The sequence below is a fragment of the Paraburkholderia flava genome (assembly GCF_004359985.1).
Taxonomy (GTDB): Bacteria; Pseudomonadota; Gammaproteobacteria; order Burkholderiales; family Burkholderiaceae; genus Paraburkholderia; species Paraburkholderia flava.
The window spans coordinates 470,956-486,558 of sequence record NZ_SMRO01000001.1; the positions used below are offsets into that span (position 1 = coordinate 470,956).

12 protein-coding genes and 1 pseudogene are annotated in these 15,603 nt (G+C 61.2%); 3 read left to right on the forward strand and 10 right to left on the reverse strand.

The features are described from left to right. Positions 1 to 43: 43 nt before the first annotated feature. A complete protein-coding gene (locus tag E1748_RS02055) occupies positions 44 to 793 on the reverse strand; it encodes a hypothetical protein (RefSeq protein ID WP_240766254.1) in 750 nt (249 codons plus the stop codon). A gap of 255 nt (positions 794 to 1,048) precedes the next feature. After that, the gene (locus E1748_RS02060) at positions 1,049 to 2,410 is read right to left on the reverse strand and encodes a flavin monoamine oxidase family protein (RefSeq protein ID WP_133645485.1); all 1,362 of its coding nucleotides are present in this window, start codon (positions 2,408 to 2,410) and stop codon (positions 1,049 to 1,051) included. 776 nt (positions 2,411 to 3,186) lie between these two features. Here E1748_RS02060 and E1748_RS02065 point away from each other — a divergent pair. Beyond that, positions 3,187 to 6,069 carry an autotransporter family protein gene (locus tag E1748_RS02065; protein WP_133645486.1) on the forward strand — a complete coding sequence of 961 codons (2,883 nt, stop codon included), beginning with the start codon at positions 3,187 to 3,189 and terminating at the stop codon, positions 6,067 to 6,069. A 187-nt stretch (positions 6,070 to 6,256) separates the two neighbouring features. On the opposite strand, the pseudogene E1748_RS02070 reads toward E1748_RS02065, so the two are convergent. From E1748_RS02070 to E1748_RS02105, 8 genes and pseudogenes are all read right to left on the reverse strand, one after another. Beyond that, positions 6,257 to 6,448, reverse strand: a pseudogene (locus tag E1748_RS02070) (agmatinase); the annotation flags it as partial. Between the two features lie 51 nt (positions 6,449 to 6,499). Further along, complete coding sequence (locus tag E1748_RS02075) at positions 6,500 to 8,089, reverse strand: gamma-glutamyltransferase family protein (protein WP_133645487.1); 1,590 nt, start codon at positions 8,087 to 8,089, stop codon at positions 6,500 to 6,502. A 16-nt stretch (positions 8,090 to 8,105) separates the two neighbouring features. Beyond that, positions 8,106 to 9,476 (reverse strand): aspartate aminotransferase family protein, encoded by a 1,371-nt coding sequence (locus E1748_RS02080; RefSeq protein ID WP_133645488.1) that lies wholly within the window; start codon positions 9,474 to 9,476, stop codon positions 8,106 to 8,108. Between the two features lie 57 nt (positions 9,477 to 9,533). Beyond that, positions 9,534 to 10,298 (reverse strand): ABC transporter ATP-binding protein, encoded by a 765-nt coding sequence (locus tag E1748_RS02085; RefSeq protein ID WP_133645489.1) that lies wholly within the window; start codon positions 10,296 to 10,298, stop codon positions 9,534 to 9,536. An 11-nt stretch (positions 10,299 to 10,309) separates the two neighbouring features. Then, a complete protein-coding gene (locus tag E1748_RS02090) occupies positions 10,310 to 11,035 on the reverse strand; it encodes an ABC transporter permease (RefSeq protein ID WP_133645490.1) in 726 nt (241 codons plus the stop codon). Continuing rightward, entirely contained in the window at positions 11,032 to 11,730 is a 699-nt protein-coding gene (locus E1748_RS02095) for an ABC transporter permease (RefSeq protein WP_133645491.1), read from the reverse strand. The genes E1748_RS02090 and E1748_RS02095 overlap by 4 nt, the downstream gene beginning before the upstream one ends. 77 nt (positions 11,731 to 11,807) lie before the next feature. Beyond that, positions 11,808 to 12,605, reverse strand: coding sequence for an ABC transporter substrate-binding protein (locus E1748_RS02100; protein WP_133645492.1), 798 nt, complete (start codon positions 12,603 to 12,605; stop codon positions 11,808 to 11,810). Positions 12,606 to 12,734: 129 nt separating this feature from the next. Continuing rightward, positions 12,735 to 13,406: a GntR family transcriptional regulator gene (locus E1748_RS02105; protein WP_133645493.1), complete on the reverse strand. Its 672-nt coding sequence runs from the start codon at positions 13,404 to 13,406 to the stop codon at positions 12,735 to 12,737. Between the two features lie 169 nt (positions 13,407 to 13,575). Between E1748_RS02105 and E1748_RS02110 the strand changes: the two genes are divergently transcribed. Then, positions 13,576 to 14,235 (forward strand): PadR family transcriptional regulator, encoded by a 660-nt coding sequence (locus E1748_RS02110; protein WP_133645494.1) that lies wholly within the window; start codon positions 13,576 to 13,578, stop codon positions 14,233 to 14,235. Then, the gene (locus E1748_RS02115) at positions 14,232 to 15,575 is read left to right on the forward strand and encodes an FAD-dependent oxidoreductase (protein WP_133645495.1); all 1,344 of its coding nucleotides are present in this window, start codon (positions 14,232 to 14,234) and stop codon (positions 15,573 to 15,575) included. Before E1748_RS02110 ends, E1748_RS02115 begins: the two co-directional genes overlap by 4 nt. The last annotated feature ends 28 nt before the right edge of the window (positions 15,576 to 15,603 follow it).

The window sequence follows — 15,603 nt, forward strand, 5'->3', positions numbered from 1 at the left end:
TTAGCCCGTTCGCCCAACCACGCGGCGCCACGCGCATCTTCCATCAGACAGTGCGCCGGCGACCCGATTGCACGCCCTTTTCCGCCTGGCTGAGCAACTGCCAGCCGAACGAAATCATCCATATCGGCAAAATCCCCGCGATGGCCATCTCGCATGCGTTTGTCAGGGCACCGAGCTGCGGGAAAAGGCCGAACACAAAGAACATGCCGGCGAACCAGCCTACGAGTTTCAGCAGAAACGCCCCTCGCCACCCGGCCTTCGCAAGCTGGCTGCCAACAATTAACGCCCACAGAAAAATAGCCGGACCTTCGCTCCACCATAAACCGCGTTGGGTCGCATTCGCGACGCTCGTCCATACGGCCGCCAGCATGGCTTTGTCGCTATCGGCTGCGGCCGCATACAGATCCGTCAGCGGATGGATCACGGCCTGCTGGATAGCCGCGCCGCTGACGCCCACGGTGACATAGAAGCCCATCGCCAACACTGCCATATAACCGTACGCGCCGGCTTCCGCTGCCAGGCTGCGCCAGAAATACCCCGCGATCACGAGAATCGGCAGATAGAAACCGAAGATATCGGCAATCATCGCCCCGCGGAACAGATTGCGTGCTTCAGCCGGAAGTGTCAGCATGGCCGCGCCACGCAATACCTTATCCGTGTCCGTTCCCGTCACCATCAGCAGAAGTGCCCCGGTGACGTAAATCAGGAGTCCGCCGAGAATGGCGCTCCAACCGGTGAAACGGGCCGCCGTGCGGGATGTTTGACTCATCGTTTCTTCTCTATGGTCAGTCATGTTCAGCCATGCCTTCGATACCCTGCTCGCGCAGCACCCGGATCAATCCGTCGTGTGCGAGTACGACATTCGTGGGAGCGGGACGGCGCCGCTTTCGCAAACCGCGCGACGCCCGGCTCGCCTCTTGAACCGACGTTAGGTCCGCACCGCGTCAAAGTGGCCGCACGAAACACACTCGTGCGCATCCCGCGTCACCACGCAACGCAACGCAACGCGAACGATCATGTGGGCATCAGCGGCTGCTTTCGCGGTGACTCAGACGCCGCTCGATATGACCTCGCTCGCGGCACGTTCTCCGGATTCGATCGCGCCATCCATATAGCCCATGAAGCGCGTCGCGCTTTCAGTGCCGGCCCAGTGGATGCGGCCGCAAGGCGCTCGCAACGCGTGACCGTAGGCCGTCAACGTGCCCGGCGCGGTCGTGCCGACGAACCCGCCCCGGCTCCACGGATCCGAGGTCCAGTCCTTGTCGATATAGCCGATCGGCTGAGCGGCTTGCGCGCCGAAGTAACGCTGCAGACACTCCAGCGCCGCGGCGCGGCGCACGCTTTGCGGCACGCCCGCCAACTCGCGGGCGGGCGTCGCCTCGAAGAAGCCGACGAGAATGCCGTGCCGGCTGCCGGGCGGCGTGGCGTCCATGACGGGACCGAAGTAGCCATGATCGCTGATCGCCTCGCCCGTCCATCCCTGCTCCCGCCAGAATGGACGCTCGTAGGCCACCAGTGCCTTGATCACGACACCCATCGGCATGCGGGCCTGCAATTGCATGCGGGCCGCCGACAGCGGCGAGTGGAAATCGATGCCCGACACCAGAGTCGGAGCGATTGCGACGATCAGACGCGACGCGTGGACCTCGCCGCCGGCATGCCGGATCTTCACGCCGCGCTCCGATTGATCGACAGCGTACACCGGCGCATTCAGCGCCAGCGCACCGGGTGGCAGCTTTTGCGCTAACCGCTGCGCGATCTGGAAAGCGCCGCCGCTGACCAGAAACCGCTGGGCGCCGTCGCCGCGAACTTCGATCTGCGCCTGCAGTGACCCCGCCCCTGCGACGAGGCTCAGGAAACCAAGCAGCGAGACTTCATGCGGCTCGCTGGTATAGAGCGCGCGAATCGCGATCTCCATCAGACTGCGCCCGCCGCGCGTGTACACCGTATTTTGCAGCCATTGCTCCACCGTCATCCGATCCCAGCGCGCAGCGTTGCGCGCCGTCCAGGGCGACTCCGGATCGACGCTTTTCGCGGCCTGATCGATGAGTCGCATGGCCCGGTCAGCATCCAGCAGGGCGAATGGCGACATGCGCGGAATCGTGCCGCGATAGCTGTGCAACCGGCCGCCCATCTCCAGCAGACGCCGGCCGTCCGCATACTGCTCGTAGAGATCCAGACCCAGCTCCTCGCACACCGCGACGGCGTGCGTCTGCGTCTGGCCGATCCACTGTCCGCCCAGGTCGACGGTTTCGCCGCACAGCTCGTCGCCCAGCGTGCGACCGCCTACCCGGTCGCGCGCTTCCAGCACGCGCACGCGATAGCCACTCTTGCTCAATCGCTGCGCCGCACGAAGTCCGGATATCCCGGCGCCGACGATACAGACATCCACTCGATCCGGGGCGCTCATGACACGGCCTCCGTACGTTGCGAGGCGCAGTCGCTCGTCAGATCAGGCATCTTCATTGAGTCTCCGTTCATTGTGTGTACGCGGATTTGATATTACATGTGGACCAGGTCGGCGTGCGAAATTTTGCAATCTTTTTAGGTCACATGGCCTACACATAGTATAGGATTCGTGACTTCTGCGTATCGACAATTGTGCGAAATATTTTTCGTTTTTTTGCGTAAAAACCCGTAAATATCGCAATTTTCGGCACACGACCGGCGATATCCTGTCAGACCGGTTGGGCCTAAAAAATTAGGTCAATTGCACTAATTATTCGAAAACCAGATGACTAATGACCCACTTCAGGAGCGGACCACTGGAAAGCTCCCCGGACGTTGTCGACTGCGCACTCACCCCCAACTCCCGCAGATCGATCGGGTAATGGCAGCCGTCTCGGCGAATCAGGAGAAGTGGGTAACCATGCCGGTTAAATGACGCGTCGAGTTGTTAACGCGGATTCGCCAGGCACGAGTGGACCATGCCCAAGGATGGGACACCCTCGTGCCGCTGCCGACAAGGTTGACAGCGTCCGGCGTAGGACGACATAGGACTACATCCGATCTCTTTCGTGGGCACGCATGCAATATTCCATCGACCGCAAATGTGCCCTGCATTTCAGGGGGCTGATCGCAAAGACGTTGCGATGATCACCGTACTGAGAATGGAAGTAATTTTTCAAAACCCGTAGGTGTCCATAATATATTTCAACAGCAGTTGTGGGACAGGACAGTCAAACCATGCTTTCTCCTCATTTCATTCTCAACCGTGGATCGCGTGCTTGCCAAACGCGGGCGGTTCCTCTTACGATCATCGCAACGGCCGTCTGCGCGTTCGTGTCTCAACCTGCTATAGCACAGCAGGCCAGCTTTACGGCGCCCGGCTACGGGAACTGGTTCACCGCCAGCAACTGGAGTACAGGGCAGGTTCCGGGCGCGTCTACCAGTGTTGTCATTCAGGGCAACGGCGTTCCTGAGATTTCTGGTGATGGCGCTCAGGCCGCTTCCGTGAGTGTCCAGAGCATTCTGGTCGCGACCGATGCAAATATTGGCGGGCTCGGCACCATCGTACTCACAGGCGGCGGGCCGGGACCGGGGTCGGCTACTACCTACACGGCCCTGATATTGCTCGGGGCGTCGTCGACCCCCAATGCCACGATCAATGCAACGGGATCGGGGCTGAGCGTGTATGACGATGCCAACATCTCTTTCTACGACACGTCGACTGCATCGAATGCGACGCTGACGGGTTCGAATCAGGTGCAGTTCAGCTTCAACGACACAAGCAGTGCGGGGCAGGCAACCATCACCAATAACGCCGGAAGTCAGACGGTATTTGCTGACAAATCCAGCGCCGGCACCGCGCACATTACTAATAACCCGGGCGGACTTACCTCGTTTTCCGGGGCGTCCATTGCTGACACGGCGACGATCGTGAACAACGCCGGGGCTGCCGTCGATATTAGTCAGATGTCCCAGCGGCTGGGAATCGGATCATTGTCCGGTGCGGGGAATGTCTATCTAGGCGGAAACAACCTGGCGTTGGGCAATCGTGGTCTAGACGACGTGATATCTGGCACGATCGCCGACGGTGAATCCCCGCAACTGGCGGCGTACGATGCGAGCATCGGCGAAAGTTTTCCTGCTGGTGTCGGCGGGGCCTTGACGAAGGTGGGCAACGGCACCCTGACACTCAGTGGCAAGAACAGCTACACGGGCGGAACGTCGTTCGACGGTGGCGTCGTGCAGATTAGCGCGGACGCGAACCTGGGTGCATCGTCGGGAACCTTAAGCTTCAACGGTGGCACGTTGCGCACCACATCAGGCATCGCAATGAACCGCACGACGACAATCGACGCGGGCGGTGGAACGATCGATTCAGCGGTCGGCACACAGTTGAGACAAGATGGCATGATCAGCGGCTCCGGCATGCTGACGAAAGCGGGCGGCGGAACGCTGTTACTCAACGCCGCGAGCAGCTATGCAGGCGGTACGCAGGTGCTGGCGGGCACCCTTATCGTCGGCGATGCGACGCACACAGGCGCGACGATCGGATCGGGCGTGACAACGGTAGCGTCAGGCGCCACGCTCGGTGGTTATGGTTCGGTACTGGGCTCGGTGAACAACAACGGCACGATCGCAGTGGCGAGTGCGTTGCCCGCGCTTGCATCGGGAAACACCGGCACATTTTCGATCGCCGGCAATCTGAACAACGCAGGCCTGGCGAATGTCGCTGCTGCGTCGGGTCAGATTGGCAACGTACTGAAAGTCGGTGGCAATTACACGGGTTCGAATGGACAGCTCGCGCTCAACACGTTGCTCAACGAAGGCGGTCCGGCAACGCACAGTGATCAGATGGTGATCGGAGGAAACGCGAGCGGACAAACGGCTATCAAGGTGAATGGATCGGGCAACGGCGCGTACACACCTGGCGACGGCATTCTGCTGGTGCAGGTCAACGGTACGTCGGCAGCGGCGGGCAGCTTTCATCTGGCCGGGCCCGTTCAGGGCGGTGCGTATCAATACCTGCTCTATCAGGGCGGTTCGAGCAACGCCGACGACTGGTATCTGCGCTCGCAACTCGAAGCCCAGCCTGCACCGACGACGTCACCACAGACTATGCCTCCGTCCAGTCCCGTACCCGCGCAGCCTGCATATCGACCGGGCGTAGTGGGTTATTCGCTGACACCCCTGCTCGATGTTGACTACGGCTATTCAATTCTCGACCGTCTGCACGAGCGTGTCGGCGATATCGCCAATCTGGAGGCTGCTCAACCGGACAACAAGAATGGCATCTGGGGACGCATAGGCGGCGAGAACCTGGACGCCAATGCAGGCAACCGCTTTTCCACAAACGCAAACACTTACGTCGCGCAGTTCGGCAAGGACTGGACACTCTCGTGCAACACCAACGGCGCAAGCGAGCACGCCGGAGCGACGCTTACGTTCGGCTCGATGTCCGCTTCATTCGAAGACAACCTGAGAAGCATCAACGGTCAGCTGACGAACCCGACGGGCACGGTGCAAACACAGGCCCAATCGATCGGCGGTTACTGGACAAAGTACGCGGCTGACGGCGCGTACTTCGATGGCGTCGGACAGATCACCCACTACGGCAACCGGTATGGCGATATCTACGGCGACGGCGCAAGCCAGAACGGTTTCGGTGCGGGTGTGTCAGGAGAGGTCGGCAAGCCGTTCCTGATTGGATCGACGCGTATTGCCGTCGAACCGCAGGCGCAACTGCTCTATCAGTACGTGCATCTGAACAGCTTCGACGACAACATTTCGTCGATCGACTCGACATCGACCAACGCATTACGTGGCCGTCTCGGCGCGCGGATTTTCACAGCCAATCTCAGCAACGAAACAAAAACCAGTTCAGCGACGCCGTATTTCACCGTCGATGTATTGCACGATTTCCTGTCACCCGGACAAACGAGCATCGGCGGCACGCCGTTCGCGAATCGATTCGGTAATACATGGTGGGAAGCCGGTTTCGGCGTCACGGGCAGCATGGGCAAACATTCAGAACTGTACGTGAATGTGAAATACGCGCGCGCCATCGGTGGCGATTATGGGCGCGCGGTATTTGGGCAAGGCGGCTACCGCTATAGTTGGTGAGCAGGTGCGATGTGCCGATAAATCATGCCGCCACCCGTCGCGCATCCAGTCGGCAGCAGGTTATCCTCCGCCACGTAGATGATCAGGGGTGCCCTCGTACGCCAACAAACCGTTCCGGTCGCGGCGTGTCAGAAAAGCGACTGGGCCGTTTTGGCGTACGAAAAAATCCGTTTCTTGAGGGCACCTCGAGCCGCGCGCCAGGGCGGTTGGTCGTCGCGATATCGAGCGGCACCCCGGTCACCGCGAGATCGACACCGCGAAGCTCCTTCGTGTACAGACGCCGCATGAACGACACGACACCCGCATAGGTATTCTCCTTCGACGAACCATACGGAGACTCGCGTCGAATCGCACCGTCGCCCCGCAAGACCTGTTGCATTGTCATGGCGATGTTCCCTGCTTCGTTAGCACCTACCTGAATGTGCGGCCTTCAGATTCCCAGCGCACAACCGTCCTTGCGATGATCGGATGCGCCGGTAAGTGTCCCCTCGTCCCAATCGATGCGAATGGCCTGCGCACCGCCAATCGCCCAATTGGGCGGCACGAGATCGAAACCCCGGCGGGTCAACTCTTCGCGTACAGCCGCCGGCATCGTGCTTTCGACTTCGACCTGACGGGTACCTGGCTTCGGAAACAGACGCGGCAGATCCATCGCGGTCTGCATGTCGAGCCCGTAATCGAGCACCTTGGACAGGAAATGCGCATGCCCCATCGCCTGATAATGACCGCCCATCACGCCGAACGTCATCTGGACCTTGCCGTCCTTCGTCACCATGCCGGGGATGATCGTGTGCATCGGTCTTGCGTGCGGGGCGATCGCGTTCGGATGCCCTTCTTCGACCGAGAAACTCTGACCACGGTTATGCAGCATCACGCCCGTTTCCGGCGCCATGATGCCGCTGCCGAACGGATGAAAAAGCGAGTTGATGAAGCTCGCGCAATTGCGGTCCTTGTCGACCACGCAGATATAGACGGTGTCCTTGTGCTCGGCCACTGTCGAAGCGCCGAGGCCCTGCATCGATCCATCGCCGACGCGGGCCCGCAATGCACGGATCGATGCATCGGACAGGAGCTGATCCACATCCATGGATCCACGGCGCGGCTCGCCGACCATCGCGTCCCGGATCGCATACGCAATGCGGGTCGCCTCGATCTCGCGTTGCAGGCGCGTCGCGCCGAGCGGGTCGTCGTTTGCTTCGAAGCCTTCGAGTATCTTCAGGATCAGCAGCGCAATCACGCCCTGCCCGTTCGGCGGACATTCGTGCACGTCGTAGCCACGGAAGCTGGCCTTGATCGGCTTCACGTACTCGCCGCGAAACTGTGCGAAGTCATCCATCGTGTGCAGGCCACCCATACTGCGCAAACACGCGACGATGTCTTCGGCGATAAAGCCTTCGTAGAACACGCGCGCGCCGTGTTCCGCAATCGCCTCGAACGTGCGCGCAAGCAACGGCTGCCGGTGCACGCTTCCCGCGCGCGGCGCGTGCCCGTCGACCAGCATGCGTTCGCGGCTGGTCGGATCGAGTAACAGCAACTGCGCCTGATGTGCCCAGTCCGACGCGCAGCGAGGTGCGACGACATAGCCGTCGCGCGCGAGGCGAATCGCGGGCGCAAACAGTTCCTTCAGCGGCAGCGAGCCGTGGTCGCGCGCGAGCGTCGCCCAGGCGTCGACTGCACCGGGTACGGTGACCGCATGCGGCGAGTAACGATCGATCGTGCTCACGCCACGCTCGCGCAGCGCGGCCACGCTGGCCGCCTGCGGTGCCCAGCCGGAACCGTTGAAGCCGGCGATGTCATCCGTTCCTCCACGCGAATACAGTGCGAAGCAGTCGCCTCCGATACCCGTCGAGCCTGGCTCGACGACGCACTGCACCGCGCATGCGGCGATCGCGGCATCCATCGCATTGCCGCCGGCTTCGAGTATCCGCACCGCAGCGAGTGTCGACGCCGGGTGTGACGTAGCCGCCATGCCGTTCCTCGCCATCACGAGCGAACGTCCGGGTTGTTCGAAATTTCTCATCGACGTTCTTCTCCGTTCAATGGTTGACCAACGACCGACGCCACGCGAGCGTATCGTTCAATGCCTTTTCCGACGCGTCGAACAGTGCGTCGATCTGATCGTGCGTGATGATCAATGGCGGGCAGAAATTGAACGTATCGCCGAGCGCACGGGTGATGACGCCGTGGCTCAACGCGAACGTACCCGCACGTGCTGCCACGGCTTCGAAGGCCGGGAACGGCTCGCGCGTGTCCTTGTTCGCTACCAGTTCGACCGCGCCGATCAGACCCGCGCCGCGCGCCTCGCCGACGAGCGGATGCTTGCCGAGTTCCGTGAGCCTCGCCTGAAAATGCGGCGCAACGCTTTTGACATGCTCCAGCATGCCGTCCTCTTCGTAGATGCGCAGCGTCTCCAGCGCGACGGCGGCACACACCGGATGTCCGCTGTACGTGAACCCGTGACCGAAGGTGCCGATCTTCTCGCTCTCCGTCAGCAACCCGCGATAGACCGCGTCGTTCACCATGACGGCGGAAATCGGCAGGTAGCCCGCTGAAAGCTGTTTAGCCATCACGATGATGTCGGGATGCATGTCGTAAGTCTGCGACCCGAACATGTTGCCGGTGCGGCCGAATCCGCAGATCACTTCGTCGGCGACGAGCAGGATGTCGTGCCGCTTGAGGACGGCCTGAATCTTTTCCATGTAGGTGACAGGCGGAACGATCATGCCGCCGGACGCCATGATCGGCTCCGCGAAGAACGCAGCGATGGTGTCGGCGCCTTCCTGCAGGATCAATCGTTCGAGCGATTCGGCGCAGCGCGTCGCGAACTGCTCTTCGGTTTCGCCAGGTTGTCCGTAGCGATAATAGTGCGGGCAATCCGTGTGCAGAATGCGATCGATCGGCAGATCGAAATCGCGATGGTTATTCGGCAATCCGGTCAGGCTTGCCGAGGCGATGGTCACACCGTGATAGGCGCGTGTGCGCGAGATGATCTTCTTCTTGTCCGGACGTCCGAGTGCATTGTTGTAGTACCAGATGAGCTTGACGGCTGTGTCGTTCGCTTCCGAGCCCGAGTTTGCAAAAAACACTTTCGACATCGGCACTGGGGCCATCGAGACGAGCTTTTCCGCGAGCAGAATCGCCGGCTCCGACGATTTGTGGCCAAACGCGTGATAGAACGGCAGCTTTCGCATCTGCCTGTCCGCCGCATCGGCAAGGCGTGTCTCGCTGAAGCCGAGCGACGCGCAAAAGAGTCCGCCCAGTCCTTCGATATAACGATTGCCGTCCGTGTCGTACACGTAAATGCCCTCGCCCCGGTCGATGACCATCGGCCCGACGTCGCGATGCAGGCTCAGGTTCGTATAAGGGTGAAGGTAGTGATTGATGTCGTTCTGTTTGAGATCTTGCATGGGATGCATCCTTGAATTGTCTCGTCCATGAATTCGGTGGTGAATCGCGCGCTGGCGTTACTTCACCGCGCCAGAAAGGAACTTCTGGAGCCGTTCGCTTCGCGGCGTTTTCAATACTTCGCGAGGATGTCCCTCTTCCTCCACGACGCCCTGATGCAAAAAGACGACGTGATTCGAGACCTCTCGCGCAAACCCCATTTCGTGCGTCACGACGATCATCGTGCGGCCCTCCTCGGCCAGGTCTCGCATGACCCTCAGCACGTCGCCGACCAGTTCGGGGTCGAGGGCCGAGGTCGGTTCGTCGAACAGCAGCGCTTCCGGCTCCACGGCAAGCGCGCGTGCGATCGCCACGCGTTGCTGCTGGCCACCCGACAGATGCGCCGGATAGGCATTCGCAAACCGGGACATGCCGACCTGATCGAGGTAGCGCTCGGCACGCTCGGTCGCCTCCGTCTTGCTGAGCTTGAGCACATGACGCGGCGCTTCGATCACGTTCTCCAGTGCCGTCATATGCGCCCAGAGATTGAAGTGCTGAAATACCATCGCCAGCTTCGTGCGCATCTTGCGCAGTTGCGCCGGGTCGCTGACGCGTATCTGCCCGCCCTTGTCGATCGAGGTACGCACTTCGCTGCCGTTCAGCGTGACCCGTCCCGACGAAGGCGACTCGAGAAAATTAATACATCGCAGCAGCGTGCTTTTGCCCGAACCCGACGAGCCGATCATGCTAATGACGTCTCCTCGATTCGCCACCAGCGAGACACCCTTCAACACTTCGTTGTCGCCGTATCGCTTGTGAAGATTTTCGACAGTAAGCGCATTCATGTGACGTTGCCTTAGCCTCGGGCCAGTTTGCGGAAATGTTGGGGCCGCAGATGAACGAGGTATCTGCGCTCGGTCAAGCGGATCAGAAAGGAAAAGATGGCGGTGAGCCCGAGGTACACGGTGCCGACCGAGATGAACGCCTCGAACGGCGCATAGAAATTCGCGTAGAAATCTCGCGCGGCGCCGGTCAGATCGATCAAGGTGATGGCGCTCACGAGCGACGTGCCGTGCAGCATCAGAATGATCTCGTTGCTATAGGCGGGAATGAACCGGCGCATCGCCGACGGCAACAGAATGCGCCGCCATGCGGTCGTGCGACTCATGCCGTAGGCCTGCGCCGCTTCGACCTCACCGTAGGGTGTGGCGCGCAACGCACCGGCGAGAATCTCCGTGGTGTAGGCACACGTGTTCGCGGTCAACGCGATGATCGCGCAGCTGAACGGGTCGCGCAGCAGCAACATCAGCGGATTGCCGTGCTGCCACGCATCCTGCACCCATTGAAACTGCCCGAAGCCGTAATAGACGATCATCAGTTGCGCGAGCAGCGGCGTGCCGCGCATGAACCAGGTGTAGGCGGCTACCGGCGCGCTCAGCAGCCGGCTGGGCGATACGCGCAGGATAGCCAGCGGGATGGCAAGCACCAGACCCAGCCCGAGCGAATACACCGTCAGTTGCACGGTGATCAGCAGACCGCTCGCATACGCCGGGAAAAGTTGGGCGATTTCGTCGAAGCTCATGCGCGCAGTCTCCCCTCACGCACACCGCGGCCGAGTTGTGCTCGTGCGCGCGCAAGCCAGGCCGTCGAGCCGGACGTCACGAGCAGGTAGACGACGCACGCGGCGAGATAGAACGTCATCGGCGCCTGGGTCGTGCGACCCGCCTGGTCCGCAATGAACATCACATCGTGCAGGCCGATCAGCGACGCAATCGCCGTGGTCTTCAGCAACACCAGCCAGTTGTTGACCGCTGCCGGCAACGCGAGACGCAGCATCTGCGGTAAAAGAATCCGGCGAAATGCGAGCGCCCCCGAAAAGCCATAGGCCCGTGCTGCTTCCATCTGCCCGCGCGGCACACCGAGGATCGCGCCTCGAAAAGTCTCGGTGTAATACGCACCGAAAATGAAGCCGATCGTGAGCACAGCGGTGACGGACGCATCGACGTCCGGCGCATGAAAACCCAATGCCGCGCCGACGCGATTGAGAACGATCTGGCCGCCGTAAAACACCAGCAGCATCATGACGAATTCCGGCACGCCGCGAATCAGCGTGGTGTACGCAGTGGCGATAGCCACCAGCACACGGGAATTCGACAGCTTGGCCATCGCGCCCGCCATCCCGACCAGCAGCGCGAGAATGACGGACGAGGCCGCGAGCGCGAGCGTGACCCCTGCCCCCCTGATCAACGCGGGCAAATACGCCTGTAGTTCTGACATGACGAAGCCTCTGGATTTTCCTCGAACACCCGCGCGCTTATGGAGTCCTGCCGCGACGGCGCACGGATCCGCACCGATCAATAGATGCTGAAGTTGAAGTACTTCTTTTCGATCGACTGATAGGTGCCGTTCGCGCGGATGGCGTCGATGGCCTGATTCAGCTGAAGCCTCAGGTCGTCGTCGGACTTGCGGACCGGAATGCCATAGCCTTCGCCCAGCAGCGTTTTCTGCTCAGGCGTCGTGCCGGTAATCGGCGCGCCGACGAACTTGAAGTTGGCACCTTCGGGTTTGCTCAGAAAAGCGGAATACGCGGCGGTCGCATCCTGTAACGCGGCATCGATACGCCCGGAGCGAAGATCGAGGAACACCTCGTCCTGCGTCGGATAGCGAACCAGCTGGACACCGGCAGGCACCCAGTACGCGTTCGCATACTTGTCGCCGAGCGTGCCGCGCTGCACGCCGACGCGTTTGCCCTTCAACGCTTGCGGCGTGGCGTCCGTGATGGGGCTGTTTTTTGCCACGACCAGCCGACGCGGCGTGTTGTAGTACTTCGCGGTAAAGGCCACTTTCTGCTTGCGCTCGGCGGTAATGGCGACCGACGCGACGATCGCATCGATCTTCTCCGCCTGCAGCGCGGGAATCAGACCGTCCCAACTGATCTGCACCAGCGTGCAGTTCGCGTGCATCTGCGCGCAGAGCGCATGAATGATGTCGATGTCGAAACCCACGGGCGTACCGTCCGGCTGGATCGACGAGAACGGCGGGTAGGCACCTTCATAGCCGATGCGAATGTCCTTCCACTCCTTCGCCTGGAGATTCATCGCACTCAACGCGAGCACAATTAACAGAAGGGACTTCCAGAAACCTCGTTGCATGACCGTTCCCCACATGATATCGAGTTGAAAATGGCTGTCTTTTGAATCGAAAAATCGGTTCAACGTCTTTCTGTAAGCAATACTAATCAAGAGGTTCAGAGTCCTATTCCAGACTGTTCGCCTCTGTCGTCAGCTATCTGATGTTGCCCAGTCCCGTAGCGCCGGCACGGTCGCCTCGATGTGCTCCCGCACGGCCATCTCGAGCTGCAGTGGATCGCCGGCCTTGATCGCGGTGATGATCGTCATGTGATCTTCACGCGAGGTTTTCGGCTTCTCGGCAAATTCGAGCCACAGGCGCATGTGCGGCTCCATCACCGTGTGCAGGCCACCGATCTGCTCGACGAGACGCCGGCGCCCGCACAACTGGCACAGGTACTCATGGAAGTTACGGTGTGCGGTCACCCATTGATGAACGTCATGTTCGGCGCCCTCCATGACGTCGATCAGATGCATCAACTGCGCGATCTGCTCAGGCGTGATTCTGGGTAGCGCCATTCGCGCGGCAAGTCCTTCGAGCGCGCCGCGCATGAAGAACACCTCCTCCATCTCGTTCGCGTCGAGCCCGCGCACGAGCGCGCCGCGATTGGGCCGGATCACGACCAGACCTTCGCTCGCCAGCCGCCTGAAGGCTTCGCGAACCGGCATGCGGCTCGTACTGATCTCCGCGGCAATCTGATCCGGGACAAGCCTGTCCCCCGCCTTGTACGTGCCCATGCGGATGCGATGCAGCACGTACGCATAGGCTTCTTCTTCGGCAGTGGCCGGAAAACGGGGGTGCAGCGAATCGGTTTGGATACTCATCGAAGCTATCTGTAAGAGTGGATATTTGCATCCATGCATGCAATATATCTCATCAAAAAGGACGTCAAATGATGGTTAACCCGTGGATTCTCGCCAAGCGTGGATATCGGTTTGACCCGAAACATTGATAGTCATAAAATGACTAAACACTTTATGACTATCGTCCCTCATGACTCGCTATTCCCCGCTGGCACTTGCCGTCCTCGCGATGCTCACCGAAGCCCCTCTGCACCCGTACGGCATGCAGCAGCTCATCAAGGCGCGCGGCAAGCATGAAGTCATCAACGTCAGTCAGCGCAACAGCCTCTATCAGACGATCGATCGTCTGCTGCGCGACAACCTGATCGTCGCTCGCGAGACGGCGCGCGACGGCAACTTTCCTGAGCGCACGGTCTACGAAATCACCGACGCGGGCCGCGACACCAGTCGTGTCTGGCTACGCGACCAGCTTGCGCAGCCGGCCAACGAATTTCCGGCTTTCCCCGCAGCGCTCTCCTTCCTGCCGCTGTTGCCGCCGGAGGAAGTGTGCCGGTTGCTGCACACGCGCACGGGTGCGCTTGAACGCGAACTGAAACGTCTCGACGAACTGGAAGGACAGGCACAAGCGATGCAGGTGCCGCGTCTGTTCCTGCTCGAAGGCGAATTGATACGCGCGAGGCTCGTGTCCGAACTCGACTGGGTGCGCAGCGTCGTGACCGATCTGAAGACAGGAAACCTCACGTGGAACCAGGCGTGGCTCGAAGAGATCGCGCAACGCTTTGCACCGTCTGCCGACTCCGCTGCATCGAAGCCGGCCAGCGCCGTCGTCAAGAAAAAGGGAAAAGCATGAACCGCAATCCATTGAGCGTCGTCATCATCGGTGCCGGCACGGGCGGCCTCTGTCTTGCACACGGGCTCAAGCGAGCGGGCATCGACGTGGCTGTGTATGAACGCGACCGCACGCGTACCGACGGTTTGCAGGGCTATCGCGTCGGGATCAACGATCACGGCGTCGCGTCGTTGAAGGCGTGCCTTCCGCCCGATCTCTTCGCGACCTTTCTCGCGACGTGTGCCCGCACGCCCGGCTACTTCAACATCGTCACCGAACGCATGACCGAGCTGCTGTCGATCCCGCTGGCAAACGAATCAATGAGCGGCGGCAAATCCGTCAGCCGGATGACGCTGAGGCAGGTGCTGCTCACCGGCCTGGAAGACCGGATCCACTTCGACAAAATCTTTACCGCGTACGAGCAGCACGACGACGGTCGCGTGACCGCACATTTCGCAGACGGCACGCACGTCACGGCGGATCTGTTGATCGGTGCCGACGGCGCCCGCTCGAAGGTCCGTCGGCAACTGCTGCCGCATGCGCGGCTCGACAACACCGGCATCGTGAGCATCGCTGCCAAGGTCCCGATGACCGACGCGAACCGCGCATTGCTGCCGCCGAAAATCCTCGATGGCATCACGCTCGTCAATGCGCCGAAGGGCTTCGGCGGGATCGTGCACGTGATGGAATTTCCGTGGAGCGCGGATGGTCCCAAGCCTGGCGTTGCCGACAGCGATGCCGCGCTGCTCGCGCGCTGGCCGGGGCTGCGGTTCGACAACACCCGTGACTATCTGATGTGGGGCGTATGGGGCGCGCTGCGCAACGTGCCCGCCAGTCCGATGAAACTCGAACAGCCGGCGCTGCTCGCGCTGGCCACCGAAATGACCGACGGCTGGCATCCGAACCTGCGTGCGCTCATCCGTGCGTCCGACCCAGGCACTGCTTTTGCCGTCGATATCCGCACTTCGGTTCCGGTCGACGCGTGGCCGACCGGTAGCGTGACGGTCCTCGGCGACGCGGTGCATCTGATGACGCCGGGCCGTGGGGTCGGTGCGAACACCGCGCTACGCGATGCAACGTTGCTGGCGAGCCGTCTTGCGGATATGCGATCGGGCAAGCGGTCGCTGCACGACGCGGTCGCGGGATACGAGGCGGAGATGCGCCGCTACGGCTTCGACGCGGTCGCTCAATCGCGTGCGTCGTTCGATGAACATGGCGCAATTCACCGGCCGGTGGTCGGGCGTGCAGTGCTCGGTGCCATGCGCACGGGTCTGCGGATGGTGAACCATGTTCCGGTGCTGAAGCGCCGCATGATCGATTCGGAGAACGCGTTTCGAGGTGCGGAGCGGGAGGCTCGTTAGTGCGGTCCGCCAGAGGCAAGCAGGCTCG